The sequence below is a fragment of the Flavobacterium sp. B114r genome (assembly GCF_056824125.1).
This window is the reverse complement of the sequence record NZ_CP124858.1, coordinates 2,257,981-2,276,414: the sequence shown is the minus strand read 5'-3', so window position 1 is coordinate 2,276,414 and position 18,434 is coordinate 2,257,981. Positions and strand designations below refer to the sequence as shown.

Below are 18,434 nucleotides of genomic sequence, written 5' to 3'. Positions count from 1 at the left end.
ACTTTCAGATCTAAAAACTATTTGATCTCTTATTGATTATAACCAAAACGTTTCAACATATTGGCGTTACTTCTCCAGTTTTTGTTCACTTTTACAACCAGTTCAATATGAATTTGTTTTCCGAAGAATTTCTCTAAATCAGCACGAGCTTCAGTACCTACTTTTTTAAGAGCTGCACCTTTATGTCCAATAATGATTCCTTTTTGAGTTTCGCGTTCTACCATAATGATCGAACGGATTCTGATTATATTTTCATCTTCAAAAAATTCTTCTGTTACGATTTCAACTGCATATGGAATCTCTTTGCTGTAATTCAACAAGATTTTCTCACGAATTGTTTCGTTTACGAAAAAACGTTCCGGTTTGTCTGTTAATTGATCTTTTGGATAATATGCCGGTGATTCTGGTAACAACTCAATTATTCTCCCAAAAACTTCCGGTACATTAAAATTCTGTAAAGCCGAGATTGGGAAAATTTCAGCATTTGGTACTTTTGCTGTCCAGAATGCTACTTGCTCTTCTAATTGTTCCTGATTTGAATTGTCGATTTTATTCAACAACAACAAAACCGGAATTTTAGCATGAATGATTTTATTAAAGAAAGCTTCGTCTTTTAGATCCTGCTCTCCTATTTCGACCATATAAACCAGAATATCAGCATCCTCAAAAGCTGATTTTACAAAGTTCATCATCGATTCCTGCATTTCATAAGCGGGTTTGATGATTCCGGGAGTATCCGATAATATAAGTTGAAAATCTTCGCCATTCACGATCCCTAGAATACGGTGACGAGTTGTTTGTGCTTTTGATGTAATGATTGATAATCTTTCTCCAACAAAGGCGTTCATCAATGTTGATTTTCCAACGTTTGGATTCCCGATGATGTTTACAAAACCTGCTTTATGTGACATTTGTGTATTATTTAATTTGCAAAGGTAGTCATATCAACTCAATACAGAAAATAAAACATTTTTTAAAGTTTTCGTTGGATTTCTCAAAAAACGGCGTATCTTTGCACCCGAAACAACGCGGGATAGAGCAGTAGGCAGCTCGTCGGGCTCATAACCCGAAGGTCACAGGTTCGAGTCCTGTTCCCGCTACTAAAGAAAACACCACTTGAAAAAGTTGGTGTTTTTTCATTTATAACACTTTGTATTTATGGAAGAATTCGTTGTTTACATTCTTTATTCTGAAAAATTCAATAAAAACTATACTGGTTATACTTCTAATTTAATTGAAAGATTTAAATCTCACAATCTCCTGGAAACAAAAGGATATACTTTAAAATTTAGACCTTGGATTATTATTCATGTTGAATTTTTTTATTCTAAATCTGAAGCTTTGAAAAGAGAAAAATATTTAAAAACTGGAATTGGAAGAGAATTTATCAAACAACTAATTCAAAAATTATAGCTCGGCAGGTTCTTATCCGCTGCCGCGGACAAAGGTTCGAGTCCTGTTCCCGCTACTAAGACAAAGCTTCAGAGAAATCTGGAGCTTTTTTTATACATTAATTTTTTCGTCTGTCATCCTGAGCGAAGCCGAAGGAACGCAAAGATAATAACGCAAGAAATTCACAGAAAGCAGCTCTTGTTTAATTGCTTTAGATTGCGGGTGCGAAGTCAGGAGACATTCGCACAGCGTTTCATAAGAATTCTTCGGAGATTGGGGAAATAAAATTAATGAATAAAATAGCAGATGAATTGACAATGTACTGCAAACCAAGAATCTCAGTAATGCCATATAATTCTCGAGTACTATCATTTTAAACTAATGATATACTGACGATAAAAATTATTTATCCTTATAGATATCAAAATTTTTAAAAGGTACTTTTCCGAAATTTTTTGTAGTCAAAGTAGTTTTTGTAACCTTTTCAGGATCTGAAACATGAAAACTTTCACTGCCATCTTTGTACAAAAACCAATTATTGTCTTTTTTTGAATATTTATAAGTTATAATTCTAGTCCATCTCCAATTGCTTCCTCCATAATGTTCAACTGAAAAATAGCCATTTTTTATAGTAATTCCAGTATAAGGATCGCCCATTATTCCGCCACAATCAAAACAATAAACGGTATTGTCATTTCTTGAAACTAGTTTGTATTTATTATTTGGCTGACCAATTAAAATTAAAAGTGGTCTTTTTTCCGGATGATCTACTACATCAGAAGTTTGTTCTTCACCTTTTTTACTCAAAACCAAAATCATATCCTTATAATTATCTAAATTTAGATCTCCGGAAGTGCTATCTAAAATCGTGTAATTTTTTGGTACAAAACTTTCAATGTTTTGGGATATATTTTGAATGTCTTTCTTGAAAGGTTTTGATTCAGTTTTTCTGATATTCTTTATTACAACCTTAGTTGGTGTCTTTAGCTTTTCTATGTCGGCACTTTTAGCTTTTTGATTAAAAGAATAAATAAAAATTATAAGTAAAAATGCGACTATTGTTTTCAATCTGATCATGCTTATTTGTATTATTTTTTCTACAAATATAATACATTTTTCATAGAGATATTTCTTATGCATTATATTATATGCACAAAAAAACTCCAATCTAGACTGCCGCTTTTTTATTTTTAAATTATATTGAGCGGGCTTATATCGATCACGGCGGACGTAGGTTCGTGTCCCCGCTACAATGTAAAAAATTAAAAGCCTGTGTTTTCAAGGAATTTGGTTCAACTACCGTTAAAGCGATCATCCCAAATACAAAACTAACTTTCCATTAAGTCAATTGCCCAAATCTGCTGTAGCTGTTAGTTGCAGATTTTTTATTTACAATATTCTTTTATTCCTTTTTCAGCATCAGGTTCACCATATTTTTTTGCGTTGTAATAATCTTCACAGAAATCGGATATCCCAATTTGTTGTTTTGCTTGAGCCAGAACAATGTAACCATAACCATATTGGGGATTTATTTTAATTGATTTACTAGCATCCTCTAATGATTTTTGATATTGACCTAGTTCCAAAAATAAAAATGAACGGTAACCAAATGCTCTAAAAAAATCAGGTTTCAATTCTAAAGACTTATTAAAATCTTTTTCAGCATTTTCATAATTTTTTAATTTCCTATAGCAAAGTCCTCTGTCAATATACGGAACGTGGTTTTTTGGATTTAGTTCAATACGTTTTGTTGAGTATTGTATTGATTTTTCAAAATTATTCATATCAAAATATAACAAACTTAAATTATCATAAATTTGATCGATTGCTGCTTCCGGAAGAGATAAGGCCTTAAGATAATCCTTTTCGGCATTTACATACTCTTTAATTTGAAAATAGCAGTAACCTCGATTTAAAAAATTATCTGATTTTGCAGCCTTATTGTTTATCAACATTGTGTAGCCAATAATGCCTTGTTTATATAATTTATTTACAACAAATACATCCGAGGCATATTGTAGTTTTTGATTTAAAGTACCACTACAAATTGAATCGGGGACTTGAAAGGGATTTCGATGCCCTAATTTTATTGCATTTTTTCCATCTTTACAAGCCAAATCAAAATTTAATAATGCGAAGTTAATTTTAGCTCTTACAGAATACGCTTCTGGATATTTATTATCTAGATTAATTGCTTTATTAATCATTACCAACGCTTTTTCATTCTTTCCGCTTTCTGACAAAAGAATTGCAAAATTGTTAAACAATTGTGAGCTTTCAAATTTATATTCAATAGCTGTTTGATAATCATTTTCAGCACTCTGCAATCTTCTCAACCGTTGGTTTACAATACCTTTCCAGTAAAAATATTCCCCCTTTTTTTTAATGTCTGTAGCCTTTTCAAATGCTTGCAACGCTATTTCAAGTTTATCGATTTTATTGTTAAGCATACCTTTTTCAAAATACAACTCTGAATCGTTTGGGCTTAATTTAATCGCTTTATCAATACCGGATGAAGCATCTTCGTATCTAAAAAAAACAAATGAAGCTTTTGAATATCTGAGCCAATAATTTGAACTAATTGAATCTTTTGCAAAATCTTCTTTAAGCTTTTTAATTGCGTTCATCGAGTTTATCATTGAATTACTCTCGATTAAAGAATCAATTTCATGGTATTTAATATCCGTTTGTCCTTGTAATGTAATGCTAAATATAATTGAAATTATGAATAATATTTTTTTCATTTGTATGGGTTGTATAAAATTTGCAACTAACGGATTACTACAGCTTGATAAAAAACTTGAGAGAATCTGAGACTTTTTTTGTTTTAGAATAATTTATAAAAAGTTAATATCCTTTATAAAATTTACTGTTAGCCAATGTGTAGTGAAGTTAGTTTTTTGAAGTCAAACCTGAGGGAATCATTAAACTGTCTTTATCGTACATATTTATGTAGATCTTGAGAGTATCTGTCACATCTTCCCAATATATTTTATAAATATCGAGCGAGCCTTTAAATCCTTTTTCTAAATTCGGAGTTTCAAAAAGGCAACAGCTTCCTTCTCTATAAAATCTAACTTTTTCGCCTTTTGGGCCTTTCAATGCACTTAAAAATCTTCGTTCATTTTTTGGCCCCATATTTTCGGATCTACCTCCAACCTTAATTGGATTTGATTCAGTAAAGCCATAACTCTTATCAGAACTTTGGACAGTTATGTGAAAATAGTCCAGTTCAATTGGTCCTTCTTTTTCTAAAAGTGCTTTTTCTAGTTGTTTTTGTTTATTATTACAGGAAAGAAATAATAATAAAATCAAGGAAAGGTATATTTTCATTAGTGTTTTTTTTACAATGTTGGCTAAAGTTCTTATGCTACAGCGGCTTTTTTATTGATTATTTATACCGCCCTTTCGTTATTTTAAAAATCAAATGTTTGAGTTGCATTATCTCCAACTTGCTTTTCTATTGTACACCTTGAAATTTTTTTATTTCCAACTTCAAAATCCAATAAAAAATAAGATGAATTAAAAGCTAATTCATTATTTGAGAACATATTAGGTTTAAAGTTGAAAAATCAATTTGAGTAATTTTTTTAGAATATTAACCTGTGATCTTGATAAAAAGGTGAAGAGTAGTTAATTTACTAATCGGTCAAATGTAATGTTTTTTTTACATAAAATATGCGAAAGCTTTTTTCCTCACTATTGTTTCAATCCTTTATCGATTCACTTGTGTCACAAGAAAGAGCATTAATGCCACAGTAAAACCAAACAGACATAACATCTGAAAAAACTGATATTCAGAAGATATTTTTTTATCTTTGAAATTCAAAATTTTTAAGCCAAATGGCTTTATCTTTGAGCCTTTAGAAAAATTGATAATCAATATGGAACAGAAAATACATCAGGGAAGAAACGTAAAACGTTTTAGAGAAATGCTTGGCATCAAACAAGAAGCATTGGCTTTTGATCTGGGAAATGACTGGAACCAGAAGAAAATTTCTATGCTGGAGCAAAAAGATGTAATTGAAGATGATATACTTAATCAAATCTCAAACTCATTAAAAATTCCTGTGGAAGCTTTTCAGAATTTTGATGAGGAGCAAGCAATAAATATCATTTCTAATACTTTTTCAGATTTTAAAGATGGAGCTTCCGCAATTAACATTCATCCCACATTTAACCCTGTAAAAGAGGTTTTAAAACTTCACGAAGAAAAGATTGTTTTATACGAGCGTATGCTGAAAGAAAAAGATGAAATGATGGCAAGACTTGAAAAATTAATCAATAAATAATTTCGGAATAATTCTTATTCATAGCTAGAAATATCAAGTTAAGAAATACCCATTTATAAAAATATCAAAATAAAGCTTCGGAGAAATCCGGGGCTTTTTTCGTTTTACCAATATCTCTTTGCGTTCACGAGCAGAACGAAAACACTCAATGTCATTAAGTTAAGAAAAAATCTATAATGCTTTTGCCAAATGGATTGCGACTCTGCGACTTTGCCGAATTTTTTTAGCCATAATATGTCTTTAAAAAAGCTTAACTCAATGACATTGCGCTCACACTAGCTGTAGAGAAAGTATAAAAACAAATAAGTCCTAAAAGTAATTTTAATCGAAATCTCGTTTACTTTTGCCAAATGTTAGAAATTCTTTACCAGGACGAATATATTATAGCAATTAATAAACCAAGCGGATTATTGGTTCACAAATCATTTTATGCGCGCGATGCAAAAGTGTATGCTATTCAGGAATTGAGAAATCAAATAGGGCAACACGTTTATCCCGTTCATCGGTTAGACCGCAAAACATCTGGTGTCTTGTTATTTGCGTTGGATAAAGAAGTTTTGAAAATTATGAATGATCGTTTTGCCACACGCGAAGTCGAAAAAAAATATTTAGCAATTTTACGGGGCTGGTCGCCCGAAGAACAAACGATTGACTATGATTTAACTAATGATGATAACGTTACACAAAATGCAATAACATACTTTCATCGTTTGCAAAATGCCGAAGTTGAGTTAGAATTTAACAACAAGCCCACGTCACGATATTGTTTGGTAGAGGCGATTCCTGAAACGGGACGTATGCATCAATTACGAAAACATTTTAAACATATTTTTCATCCTATTTTAGGAAGTCGGCCACATGGTTGCAACAAACAAAATAAATTATGGTTGGAGAATTATGACCTGAAAGGAATGATGCTTCACGCACATCAGTTAATTTTTAATCATCCTATAAAAAATGAACAACTCATCCTGAATGCCAGGATTAACGAAGAGTTCAGCAGGGTTGGTACTATTCTTAATCTGGATTTAAGTAAGTATAAATAGAATAACAATTTTGAAATTTAAGATGTGCATGCTAAAATACTACAGCTATTTCAATGCTTCGCGCTATTGATACAAAGCTTCAGAGAAATCTGGAGCTTTTTTCGTTTATATCCATTTATAAAACAAAGTCTGATTCAGATTGCGGTTGCAGAGTCAGTGGGTCTTTTAGTTAATCATTTCTTAATCCCTTAAGAAAGTCATCGGTATTGATATAAATTCGTCTTGTCAATTCGTATGAAATAAGTTATGTTTTAAAAAATGACTGATTACCTTGATATCCCAAAACAAATCTCAGGAACAACTTTTATATTAAAAAATTGATTTATACCACACTTTTAAATATTGCGATTTTTCAGGGAATAGTCTTGGGCTTAATTATTTTAAGGTCTTCCTTATTCAATAGTAATTCAAATAAATATCTGGCGTATTTACTATTTACACTTTCCATTATTTTACTAAATCATGTTTTTGAGGTTGAAGATGTATTTACTTCCTATCCTTTTCTGCGTTTTATTGAGAATGTCGAGTGGGTATTTCTAATCCCTGTTTTCATATTCTTGTTTATTATAAACCGGATTGATGATACTGTTAAAAACAAACAAAAATTTTATTGGTATTTTATTCCATTTGCCTATTCCGCTGTTCTTAATATTATACAAGATCTTGATCGTGTTGCAGGACTTTATACTATTCCTGAGTCAGGCATAGCTGTAATCAACATACTTGGTCTGATACACCTTATTTTAGCCGTTACATTCATCCCATTCCTGTTATCTTACTCTTATTTTATAATGAGACATTTAAAGGATTCACAGGAAAAAAAATGGATCATTACCTTACTAACAATTGTTTCTTCATTGGTATTCGCTTTTCTCATTACCTGTCTCGCCGGCTTATTTCTTCAATTTGACATTTCTTATACCATGAGCGTCCTGGCTTTATCTGCAACATTCATAATTCACTGGACAGCTTATATAGGCATTTACAAATACAAGCTGGCCAAAGACCAAAGTGCTGTCTACAACTTTCTAAATAATGACTTCGCTATTTCGTATAGCAATCTGCAAATTGTAGAAAATAGCAGACCCGAAGAATACAGGGAATCTATCACGGCAGATAATCTTTATTTTCAAAAACTGGAACTTCTTTGCAAAGATCAGCACATTTATACTGACAGTACTTTAAACAGAGAAAAGGTTGCCGAAAAATTAGGTATAAGTGCGGGATATGTTTCACAAATTATAAACACGATAACAGGTGACAATTTTGCCAATTACATAAATAATTATCGGGTAGAAGCTGTCAAGGAAATGATTTCAAATTCTGAATACGAAAACTATAATTTGTTGGCGATGGGATTAGAATCCGGGTTTACGTCTAAAACGACTTTTTATAAAGCTTTTAAAAAAGTTACCGGTCAAACACCCAATGAATATAAAAACACCAGAAAATAAGTACCGTTTTATACATTCTTAAGCTTTTGAAACCCTTTCTAGTTTTTCTTCTGCGAATTTTAGATTCAAATAATTCAAATCACTTTTTATGAAAAAAAAATTTTTACTACTTATCATTTTGTTTGCCTTTTATTCTGCTAATGCTCAAAATGAAACTGATCCTTATCAGAAAAATAATGAAATTAAATTAAATGCAATTGCTCCTTTATGGCAATCTTTTCAGGTTGGTTACGAAAGGCATTTAAATCATAATTCGTCATTAGGACTTTCGTTTTATTATGTGTTTGACAATACAAAGAATGAAGAAGATTTAAATTATTCCGTATCCCCGTATTACAGAAGATATTTTGGTAAAAAATATGCATCAGGCTGGTTTGTTGAAGGATTTGGAATGCTGACTTCTATAGATGGCAAAAAAATATACGCTTCAGAAGATCATTCAATATATACCGAAAATCCCGACGTTATTGATTTTGCTCTCGGTGCAGGCGGAGGTTGGAAGTGGATCAATAAAAGCGGATTTCTTTTTGAAGCAAATGTTGGTTATGGCGGTCTATTATTTAATGCAAATAAAACAGACCACACTATTGTTGCAAAATTTGGATTGAGCGCTGGATATAGATTTTAATAAACTGCTAAAATAAATATTAGTTTGCGAAATTAATTTCACGTAATGAATTAGTGTCAATTAGTGAAATTCGTGTTCAAAATTGATTTATAATATTTGTTTACAAACGGTAGGCCACTAAGACAAGCTTTAGAGAAATCCAGAGCTTTTTTATTTTGGACTCCCCTGAAACAACTTTGCGTTTACGAGCGGGACACTCACGCCCAATATCACCTTAAGGAGATTTCCATGATTTGTTGCAAAATAAATCTCTCCTAAAATTGTAAATTTTTTTTATTTCAGGCAGATTTAGGAGATCAGGCAGATTTTTCTAATTTTTTTAATACTTTAATCTGTGGCTTTGAGAAAAAAAAGATAAGTAAATAAGTGCCAATTTATCCATTTTTAAGCTTTTGAAACCTTTTCTAGTTTTTCTTATGTGAATTTTGCATTCAAATAATTCAAATCACATTTTATGAAAAATTTTTTATTACTAGCTGTTCTTACAGTTTTAGGATTCGCAAATGTCAATGCCCAAAAAATTAAATTTGGTGCTAAAGGAGGTTTAAACTTTGCAAATGTCAGCGGAGATAATACCAAAGGTCTTGATGTCGTAACATCATTTAATTTTGGTGTTGTATCAGAAATTCCAATCTCAGATAAATTTTCTTTTCAACCTGAATTAATGTATTCCGGTCAGGGATATAGTTTCAATGACAATACCGTTGCTTTAAATTATCTGAACATTCCTTTAATGGGAAAATATTATGTAACAAAAGGATTGAGTGTGGAAGCCGGACCGCAAATAGGTTTTTTACTTTCTGCTAAAAATGAGAAGACAGATGTAAAAGATGCTTTTAATACTTTTGATTTTGGTATTAATTTTGGCTTAGGCTATAAACTTGACAACGGACTTAATTTTGGGGTACGATACAATCTGGGATTAACTGATATTAATAATGTGGATAATTCTTCCATTAAAAATAAAAACGGAGTATTTCAAGTATCTGTTGGTTATTTCTTCTTCTAGAACTTAATAATTGTATGGCTTTTATCCCTAAGACTGCCTAGGAATATAGCCGCCTTTTTTACCGGTGTGATTTGTACTCGTTTTACCTATTACAGATTTTTTAAACAGATTGGATCAAAATTAAAAGAGGTAAACAATGTAACAAAAGCTTCAGAGAAATCTGGAGCTTTTCGTTTTTATAATTCCCCTTATTACTGATAAACACTGATACCTGACTAACAATATAAAACCTGGCTATTTGACATTTTTTATGTTGGACCAATAGTAAATACAATACGAGCACTATAATTAGCAACCGGAATTATAACAGACACACCGCGTATTCGAAGGTTTAAGCCAATATTAGTTACTGTTGCTAATGATAAAACAGCAGTTACTCTAAATAACTCCGCATCACTCGTTAGAACTTCCTGATATGGCGCTGATTGATCTGGTACCATGCTACAAAGCACGCATAAACCTGATCCATTATTCAGTTTTCTTACATCAATTTTCAGAGAATTATTCCATGTAGGATTGGGTTCATATCTGACTGAAACCTTTCCTGTGCCTAAAAGAAGTGGTACTGCCAAACTTAAATTAATTTGAGAAGAGCTGCTTTCATAAGTTCCCACATAATCAGATCCCGCTTCTGTAATTGTTGGGATAACAGGAGTCCAATCTGTACCTCCTACCGTAATCGTTTGAGATTGGGCAACTACGCACACAAATAACGCACCAACTAAAGACAATAATCTTATAGATGTATTTATTCGATTTCTTATACTAGATTGTTTCACCATCTTTTTAGTTACTAATAGTATAGGTTATAGTAATTATTTTATTAGTAGTTTGTACTAATTTCTTATAATCATCCATTTCAAGAGAAATATTTAATAAGTGTCCGTTATTGATACCATTTCCCGTAAAAGCACCGCCAATACCTGTTATAATTGTTGTAGGCACGGTGGTTAGTGTAACTTTACCCACAGGAATCCCTCGTGTACCTCCCCCACTACCGCTGGCAGCAGCGGCCTGAAGCTTTACGAATAATCCGGTGAACGTCTGATCAATTTGGGCAGAAACAGATCTTGCGGGCGTTGTTGTTTTTATAGCAGACGTATAGTTTAACCATTTTGTAGTATTAACAGCAGGAATGGTTAATGGGCGACCAGCCTCTGTGGGTGCCAAAAAGCTAAAAGAAATAGCCGTCATAGCAGGTTCTACATCAAGTAATGCAACTTCAGAAAGATTCACATTAATATTGCGACTTCCTGTTGTTTGTGCCGAAAGAAACAAACTACCAGAAAAAAAAAGGAATACTCCTAAAACAAATTGAATCGAATTAAAAATCATTTTTTTTCTTTTGAAGTGTTAAAACCTACTCTCATTGGTTTTTGCAAATATTTTATTTCTTTTTCCGTTTTACTAATCTTAACCTGAACTTGTTGATCTTCATCCGGGTTAAGTGTTAAGTTTATATCATCTGTCTGAATTTTATATTTACTGTTTAATCCGTTGCGATATACTTTTAATTTCCAATCACCGGGTCTTAGATAGGTAAAATCAAAAGGTTTGGTAATATCACATATTTTTCTAAAAACCTGGCTATCTGATATCACTTCAACAATAACACTTTGGTCTTTGCTATCAGCATCTTTTTCGTCAAGCAGTATCATTCCTTTTATACCGGAAGCTTTTGTAATACCAAAATTGAAATAATTTCCTCCTTCGGTTATGGTAACTTTAGCCGGAATGTCAATATCGGTAATATCCTGCACACCTAATGTTCCTTCTTCTATTTCAAGAAAATAAATATCAGGTTTCACATTTTTAAACAAAAAATGACCATTTTCATCCGTAATAGCTGAATAGGGACCTAAATGAAGTTTTATATCCTTTATTTGTGCACTCCCTAAATTAGTGATATTTCCTTCAAAAAAACCATACTCTTTGATTTTTTTTATAGGCGCATTAATGTCCAGAACATAACGTACTGAAAATGCAAAATCCTTATTCTCAATCTGATGCTGCGCTAAAGCATATCGGGAAAGTATATTTATTTGTTGATTTGGTGCTACTCTGTAATTTAATGCCAGCTCCAACAGATTTCTGTCTGTATAATAATCCTCCAGATAATAGGTGTTTTGATAAAATAAACTGGCATCCCATCTGTTGTAAATATGAGCATTGACACGCCCTCCATATAAAAACAGCTTCTCATCCTTTGTCGCATATCGATTTACGGTCGAATAACTACCATAAAGACTTATAGAATTTCCTTTGTTGTTATAACTAACATTGGCAGTATATAGTGATGATGCGCCTTTTGAATTAATCAAAAAATTAGTCGTTTCTGCTAAATACATTTGAAGATTGATCGAAAATTTATAAATATCCTGAGACAATTCAATACGGCTAAACATTTCTTTATAAAAAAACTGTTTATGTTCCATTCTGTCTTCATATTCCTGAGTTCCGCTAAAGAACGAAATCGCACCTCTTTTTAAATAATTATAACGTATCCCTACCTGAAAAGCTTCTCTGTATGGCGCGGCTCCATACAGAGTATCTCTTTCAAAGTTTCTTGCATCCTTTTGATAGTTAGACGAAAGGCTCAGTTTGGGTAAAATTCGGTAATTAATATTAGCCGTAAAAAACTGGGTATTGGTATAATAACCTGAAAAATGAGGCGATGCATATATATAGCTCGCATTGACATCCAGATCTTTAAAATAAGTTTGTGTTTGTAGCTGCCATGCATTTCCTTGTGCTACATTATTACTGCTTAAAGCATATTCTCCTTGTACAGCAACTCTCTTAAAAACATTTCCCTCGCCTGCAACATAGTGTAGATGATCGTCCTGATTGTTCTCTTTTCGTTTCAATAAATATCCGTAGCGTATATTATTTTTGGCATTAAAATTTACCTTGGCATAAACACTGATTTCATCTTTAATATCTTTAAAAAAACGGGGTTTATTATAAAAACCTCCAACTTCTAACTTGTCGAATTTTTGCCTTAATTCTACACCTCTCCCATATCTTGAAAACTCTGTCAAAAATGACGAAGAAAAGGTCTTATCGCCCAAATGAGCATAAAAATTAGTCGATTTATAATTTATAAAATATTCTTCGTACTGAGAAAAGGACGTTAATCCGAAACGGTCCGGACCGATAGCCCTAAATTCAAGTAATTTAGAATTTTCTTCATTTAGAGCTCCTCTTCCATAAATTTCTCCCTGAAATCCGCTGTCAAAATCATTTCGCTCTTGTCTCCCAATATAGGTTGCCGCTATTCTAATAGGAAACCGAAGCCAGACATCTTCATTTACCGGAAAAACAGGAATAACATTTGTTATCTGGGAGGCAAAAACAGGTTGAACAGAGTCGTTTTTGACAGAAGCTGTAAGTTTAATTAAATTTTGTGAAGGTTTAGGCTGTTCAAGTTCAGTAGATTGATATGCATTTATTAGGACAGACTTTCCCGGTAATATCAAAATAGGATTATCACCTTTTATAAAAGTTCGGGCAGAGGTTTCGATAAAAATATTTTCTTTGACGTTTCCCTCATTTTTCAGCATAAAAAAATTATTGATAGTGTCTCCTGCTTTTACGTAGCTTGATGCCGAAATAAGTTCTAATGTTATTCGTTGCAACTGACTGACCGTTAGTACAAAATCCTGAGAGTGCAAAATATTATTTGTCTTGTCCTTAATAACTAAATTTATTTTGTCTTTGCCTTTTGATGAATTAATGGGTACCTGAATAGCAACTAAATATATTTTGGTCTCGTTTGCTGCTAAAGTAAGATCATAAGGTGCAGCAGCCAAAACCCAACCTTCAGGAAGTGTATTCGTTACCGTGACTAAAAAATCCTTGGGAAATGGATTCGTAATTTTAAAAACCAACGTTTGTACCTTTCCCGGAGTAATAAACTCATTCTGATTTACTAAATCGACCGCGAGTTTTTGTGCCTGAGAAAAGTACGGAATAATAAAAAATAATATAATTATTCTTTTATTCATTTATTCATTGGGTATATTTAATTCGATATTTATTCCAAAAACGTGGTCCTCTGCACTACTTGCAAGTATTGAAGCATTATAATTGCCAACAGGAACTGAACTTAAATCTATAGTAAATAGTTTAGAATTATTGGGTAGTAAACTCTGTATATCGCTCTTGAATTTTCCTTTATTACTGCCGTCTTTGCTGTCAAATATCTCAATGGTGGCTTCAACGATATGAAATATTTCCCCATTATTTGAAATTGTAAGTTCTAAAACATGCTTTCCTTCAATTTTCTTTAAATTGATGGCATCAAAAGTCATTAAAGCCTTCGCAGGTTTTTCATTTGTGGTCACCATCTGAATGCTATAACGAATGAGCGTTTTTAACTGAATACCGTTTTTGACATCATTTGGTACAACATCATCTACAGGTTCAACCATAACTACGCTCCAAAAGCTGCCGGCAGGGGTATTTTCAGGAATAGTGATTTCATAAGACACATCAGTCTTACTCCTGCCCTCTATTTTTAATAAATTGGTACTTAATTTAATCCATTTTAAATTGCTCCTTTTATTCTTTCCGTAATCTTCATAAAATGAAGTCCCCGTAGCATTATAGCTATAATCTTGTTGATACAATTTTACATTTTGAGCAATATCAGAAGTGTTTTGAATAGTGATAATTCCTTTTTGCAATATTCCTTCTTTTAGTTTGTAACTATGTGTTAAACCATTGGTTATAACAATGCTTGCGAATACATTAGTATACGCAAAGAAAACTGCAATAAAAAAGAGTGTTTTTTTTAAAGTCATCGCTTAGCAGGTAGGTTGAAATAGGTAGACAGAAGTAGATAGTTAAACAAAAATAGTGTCTCCTGATTTTATGTAAGCGACACTATTTTTGTTTAAATATCTTTGAAAAAATATGGGTTTTAGTTTTCACTAATGGTATAAGTAACTATCACTGAAGGTGTAGATGCAAACAAACCTGTGTAATTAGTCGCGTTTAATGAATAGGTTAAATTGTGTCCGTTGGCGGCACCATCTCCTGTATAAGAAGCTCCAATTGCTGATATAATTTGTTGATCAGCCGCGGTAAGTGTTATCGCGCTTCCGGCACTAGTTCCCAGTGTTCCGCCGCCATTTGTTCCGGTAGCTGTAGCTGCCAGAACCCTTACATCTAAACCAGGTACAACTGCATCCATTTTAACAGATACTTTGGCCGTTTTTGTGCTTGTTGTTGGAATATAAGAATAATTAAGCCATAAACTAGCATTGTTTGCAGGAGCTACAATGGGCAAACCCGCTTCTATAGGAGCAGTAAAAGCCATCGTAATGTTTTTGGCCAGAGCTGGTTCGATATCCACAATGGCTACTGTAGGAATTGTAATTCCTATCGTGTGAAAATCAGTCCTAGTGTCTTGGGCATAGACTTTTCCAAAAACAGCTAGTAAAAATAAAGCAGATAAAATTTTGTAGGTTTTCATAGGATATGTTTTAGATTTTATATAAAAGTATACAATATTCACATATCCCTAACTTAAATCTTACAATTTTAACAAACTTATTATTCAACACTACTTGTGGGGTTATATTTACATACTATTTAACATTATTCTTTAGGCATTATGTTTCCTGAGTTTGCCCATATCATCAGAGACAATGAGTATCAATGAAATAACTTCCCTTTTTTTCAAAAGATTATCGCTATTTCCTGAAGTATTAAATTTAAGATAGAAATACAACAATTATATGCATATCCTGCGATAATCTGGTTAGATTTCCGGCATTCCTCCTACTTTTTATAAGTTGCTTTTGGGGGAGCAGGGATACTTATTTACTGCTTTGTCATGACATAATCTTTATATTCAAGATTGGGAGCGGGAGGTGTTATATCGCCTTTCTTTAAAATTATAGTCGAACCTCTATCAAAAACAGAAACTTTAATCGCCGGTAAGTTATTTTACTGTTGTTTTTTAGATCCCAGACCAATAATTCTGTGTGCTTTTTTATCTGCAAAGCTAAGTCTTTGCGCAGAGCAACTTATTGATATAATGATTAATAATTTGATACAGATAAACTTTTCCATGATTGTATTTTTGATTACAACTTCTAAAGTCGAAAGACTTCACAGCCAAGAAAGACGACTTGTTAGTCGCATTACTTTGTTGGAATTGATTCTAATTTTCCATTCTTATATACATAAAAGCTTGTATAAGCATCAGAAAAATCTTTTTTATCGTTACTTTCTTTAGCTGTAAATTTTACATCAATTAAATCTCTAAAAGCAGATTTGTCATTAGAATAAAAAAAGACAGTTATTTTATCTGCATAGGTTTTTCCAATATAGTCCTCATTTTTAAGTTTTTTGGAGGAATAAAGCCCTACGCGAATTTCATTATTATCATTCCAAAAAGCTACCGAAACCGTATTGTCTGTATTTCTTCCTGTATGATATTTTGCATTTTCGTTAAATTTCAGGATTTCAGTTTTTAAATCTGAATTTTTTATTACAATATTATCTTCTCCAGCATTCCCTTTATCACAAGAGTAGCTTATAATTATAAAAAACAAAGCAATTATTTTTCTCATATTATTTGTTTTTTTTGATTCAAAATCAATCCCTTTTAATGGCTATCTGCTGCAGTGATTTCCCTCTTTATAAAATCTATTATAATTCAAATCGAGATTATTTTGTTTTATTCCACTTCTTCTCCAATCCAAAAAATTTTATCACGTACCAATGGAAAATTCCAATCTTCTGCATAAATATTTTCCAATTCTGCAGACCAACCATCTACAGTAGAAGTTTTTCCATCAATTTTGCTGGTCGCGATATATTTCCCGGTAATGAAGTTAAAAGATTTTGTGATGCTTTTTGTCTCTTTCTGATAAGATACGTCATATCCAATTACCTGAATTTTATGGTTTTGATTATTAAATCTTAATCTTATTTTTTCGACCAGATCTTTCTTTTCTCCAGAGATATTCGGGATCGATTCCTGATCAGCATATTGTATGGTTACTATGCATATCTTTTTTTCGTTTATTGTAAAGAATGTATAATAAGCCGATTCTTTATTATTATACAGAACGCTATTATTTAGCAGATTAATTTTGACTTCTTTCTTTTGCGAAGACAAATAAACCGAAAGTACACTCTGCGCTATTTCATCTTCATTGAATAAGATATTAAAATTATCAACTAAACTATCATCATCAAATTTTACTGATAAACTTCCTGCAAGTTCTTCCTCCTGTTCTTTTGTCCATTCTTCTGCTTTCTCTTTTATTTGATGTGAATCCTTAATCTTTTTTCCAGTTTTATTTTCGCAAGATTGCAAGGAGAATATTAATATAAAAAGTGCAAATAATTTATTCATTTCAATTCGGTTTAATCTTTAAATTCAGCTCCGGTTGCGAAGGCCAAAAACAATAAAATAAAAGGCAGCAATAGCATTAATAAAATAATTACAGAAAATATGATTACTTTTTTCTTACTTGTTGCTTTAGATCGAATCAAGACTCCAACTGTAATTACAATTATTAAAAGTCCAATTAGGTATCCCATTTTTATTATTCTTATTTCTTACTGCACATTTGTAAGATATGCTGTTCAAATATATTGTTTTTTTCATATAAACAATAGCAAGGATCGTGGTTTTCTACACTATTAAAAATCAACAATATACTTCTGAATATCCAGTATAATTTTGTTGGATTTTTAAACAAAGCTTCAAAAAAATCCAAAGCTTTTTGTTTATATTTACTCTTTATATAAACAAATTTAATTCATCATAATCACTACCAAAACAACCTGTTAATCAAAAATCTATGAATAAAACCCTCATAATAGCATCCTTATTTTTAGTCTTATCAGGATGTCAAAACAAATCTAAAACTGAAAATCTGGACCTAACGTCAATAGAAATAGGAGAACTGGATGACTCAAATCCAGCGCTCTTTTCGATTAAGCTCAATACAATTTATGGCGAAAATGGATTAGAAGATTATTCTCCGGGTGCTGATGAAGTTTCGGGAAAAATAGTAAAACAATTAGATGCTGCAGACGGAAGCGAGTACTATTTAGTAAAACTGGATAAAACTCTCGACTATAAAGAAAGAGATAAAAAACCTCAATTAAAAACTGATTATCTTATCGTAGGCGGAAGGTTTAAGGAACAGCCTCTGCAAAAAGGCGCTAATAAAACGGTTGTAAATGTTGCAATTGTAAAAGATGAAACTTTGATCAATGAGCCTAAACTGGACTTTAAAAAAGCCATTTTTGCGGGAATGGGAGAAGCTACCGAAATTCCGTAAAACTGAATATAAAGACACCTATAAAACTTATCGTGCAGAGACCAATATTGTAAATCAATTATAAACACGAATTGCACTAATTTGCACAAATTTTAATTACGTTAACTAAGTTTGTGAAATCAATTTCACAAAAAATTAATGCCAAATAATGAAACTTGTGCTTGTCTCGTAATTATGTCCATAGGTAGCTCCAGATTTCTCCGGAGCTTTTTTTATTCAATTATTTTATAGTCCTTTTTTATAAAAACTATAAGGAATCTGCACTAACCAATTCACTAATTTCAGTTAGAAGCTCGAATTC

19 protein-coding genes and 1 tRNA gene are annotated in these 18,434 nt (G+C 32.0%); 8 read left to right on the top strand and 12 right to left on the bottom strand.

The features are described from left to right. Positions 1-29 precede the first annotated feature (29 nt). The gene (era, locus tag QLQ94_RS09940) at positions 30-911 is read right to left on the bottom strand and encodes a GTPase Era (RefSeq protein ID WP_041517423.1); all 882 of its coding nucleotides are present in this window, start codon (positions 909-911) and stop codon (positions 30-32) included. A gap of 116 nt (positions 912-1,027) precedes the next feature. Between era and QLQ94_RS09935 the strand changes: the two genes are divergently transcribed. Continuing rightward, positions 1,028-1,100, top strand: a tRNA-Met gene (locus QLQ94_RS09935). A gap of 58 nt (positions 1,101-1,158) precedes the next feature. Then, the gene (locus tag QLQ94_RS09930; RefSeq protein WP_482499624.1) at positions 1,159-1,413 is read left to right on the top strand and encodes a GIY-YIG nuclease family protein; all 255 of its coding nucleotides are present in this window, start codon (positions 1,159-1,161) and stop codon (positions 1,411-1,413) included. Positions 1,414-1,794: 381 nt separating this feature from the next. Here the strand turns inward: QLQ94_RS09930 and QLQ94_RS09925 are convergent, their stop codons facing one another. The 3 genes from QLQ94_RS09925 to QLQ94_RS09915 form a co-directional block, all read right to left on the bottom strand. After that, entirely contained in the window at positions 1,795-2,460 is a 666-nt protein-coding gene (locus QLQ94_RS09925) for a hypothetical protein (protein WP_482499623.1), read from the bottom strand. Between the two features lie 317 nt (positions 2,461-2,777). Further along, positions 2,778-4,136 (bottom strand): tetratricopeptide repeat protein, encoded by a 1,359-nt coding sequence (locus QLQ94_RS09920; protein WP_482499621.1) that lies wholly within the window; start codon positions 4,134-4,136, stop codon positions 2,778-2,780. 148 nt (positions 4,137-4,284) lie between these two features. Continuing rightward, positions 4,285-4,725, bottom strand: coding sequence for a 2-dehydro-3-deoxyphosphooctonate aldolase (locus QLQ94_RS09915; RefSeq protein ID WP_482499619.1), 441 nt, complete (start codon positions 4,723-4,725; stop codon positions 4,285-4,287). Between the two features lie 551 nt (positions 4,726-5,276). On the opposite strand from QLQ94_RS09915, the gene QLQ94_RS09910 reads away from it, so the two are divergent. The 5 genes from QLQ94_RS09910 (at position 5,277) to QLQ94_RS09890 (ending at position 9,821) form a co-directional block, all read left to right on the top strand. Next, positions 5,277-5,684, top strand: a complete 408-nt coding sequence (locus QLQ94_RS09910; RefSeq protein WP_482499617.1) for a helix-turn-helix domain-containing protein — start codon at positions 5,277-5,279, stop codon at positions 5,682-5,684. A 350-nt stretch (positions 5,685-6,034) separates the two neighbouring features. Next, on the top strand, positions 6,035-6,730 hold the full coding sequence (locus tag QLQ94_RS09905) for a pseudouridine synthase (protein WP_271334955.1): 696 nt from the start codon (positions 6,035-6,037) through the stop codon (positions 6,728-6,730). 317 nt (positions 6,731-7,047) lie between these two features. Continuing rightward, positions 7,048-8,184, top strand: a complete 1,137-nt coding sequence (locus QLQ94_RS09900; RefSeq protein ID WP_482499615.1) for a helix-turn-helix domain-containing protein — start codon at positions 7,048-7,050, stop codon at positions 8,182-8,184. A gap of 88 nt (positions 8,185-8,272) precedes the next feature. Beyond that, the gene (locus QLQ94_RS09895) at positions 8,273-8,812 is read left to right on the top strand and encodes a DUF3575 domain-containing protein (protein ID WP_482499613.1); all 540 of its coding nucleotides are present in this window, start codon (positions 8,273-8,275) and stop codon (positions 8,810-8,812) included. A gap of 454 nt (positions 8,813-9,266) precedes the next feature. Then, positions 9,267-9,821: a porin family protein gene (locus QLQ94_RS09890; protein ID WP_271334958.1), complete on the top strand. Its 555-nt coding sequence runs from the start codon at positions 9,267-9,269 to the stop codon at positions 9,819-9,821. A gap of 248 nt (positions 9,822-10,069) precedes the next feature. Here the strand turns inward: QLQ94_RS09890 and QLQ94_RS09885 are convergent, their stop codons facing one another. The 8 genes from QLQ94_RS09885 to QLQ94_RS09850 form a co-directional block, all read right to left on the bottom strand. After that, the gene (locus QLQ94_RS09885) at positions 10,070-10,603 is read right to left on the bottom strand and encodes a hypothetical protein (protein ID WP_271334959.1); all 534 of its coding nucleotides are present in this window, start codon (positions 10,601-10,603) and stop codon (positions 10,070-10,072) included. Positions 10,604-10,607: 4 nt separating this feature from the next. Beyond that, entirely contained in the window at positions 10,608-11,156 is a 549-nt protein-coding gene (locus tag QLQ94_RS09880) for a hypothetical protein (RefSeq protein ID WP_271334960.1), read from the bottom strand. Next, complete coding sequence (locus QLQ94_RS09875) at positions 11,153-13,828, bottom strand: TonB-dependent receptor (protein ID WP_271334961.1); 2,676 nt, start codon at positions 13,826-13,828, stop codon at positions 11,153-11,155. Before QLQ94_RS09875 ends, QLQ94_RS09880 begins: the two co-directional genes overlap by 4 nt. Then, positions 13,829-14,626 carry a hypothetical protein gene (locus QLQ94_RS09870; protein ID WP_271334962.1) on the bottom strand — a complete coding sequence of 266 codons (798 nt, stop codon included), beginning with the start codon at positions 14,624-14,626 and terminating at the stop codon, positions 13,829-13,831. It abuts the gene before it with no gap. A gap of 119 nt (positions 14,627-14,745) precedes the next feature. Next, positions 14,746-15,300: a hypothetical protein gene (locus tag QLQ94_RS09865; protein ID WP_271334963.1), complete on the bottom strand. Its 555-nt coding sequence runs from the start codon at positions 15,298-15,300 to the stop codon at positions 14,746-14,748. 673 nt (positions 15,301-15,973) lie between these two features. Continuing rightward, positions 15,974-16,405 (bottom strand): hypothetical protein, encoded by a 432-nt coding sequence (locus QLQ94_RS09860; protein ID WP_271334964.1) that lies wholly within the window; start codon positions 16,403-16,405, stop codon positions 15,974-15,976. A gap of 107 nt (positions 16,406-16,512) precedes the next feature. Continuing rightward, entirely contained in the window at positions 16,513-17,196 is a 684-nt protein-coding gene (locus tag QLQ94_RS09855; RefSeq protein ID WP_271334965.1) for a hypothetical protein, read from the bottom strand. A gap of 11 nt (positions 17,197-17,207) precedes the next feature. Beyond that, positions 17,208-17,384 carry a hypothetical protein gene (locus tag QLQ94_RS09850; protein WP_271334966.1) on the bottom strand — a complete coding sequence of 59 codons (177 nt, stop codon included), beginning with the start codon at positions 17,382-17,384 and terminating at the stop codon, positions 17,208-17,210. Positions 17,385-17,647: 263 nt separating this feature from the next. Here QLQ94_RS09850 and QLQ94_RS09845 point away from each other — a divergent pair, with 263 nt between their 5' ends. After that, positions 17,648-18,133 (top strand): hypothetical protein, encoded by a 486-nt coding sequence (locus tag QLQ94_RS09845; protein ID WP_271334967.1) that lies wholly within the window; start codon positions 17,648-17,650, stop codon positions 18,131-18,133. Positions 18,134-18,434 lie beyond the last annotated feature (301 nt).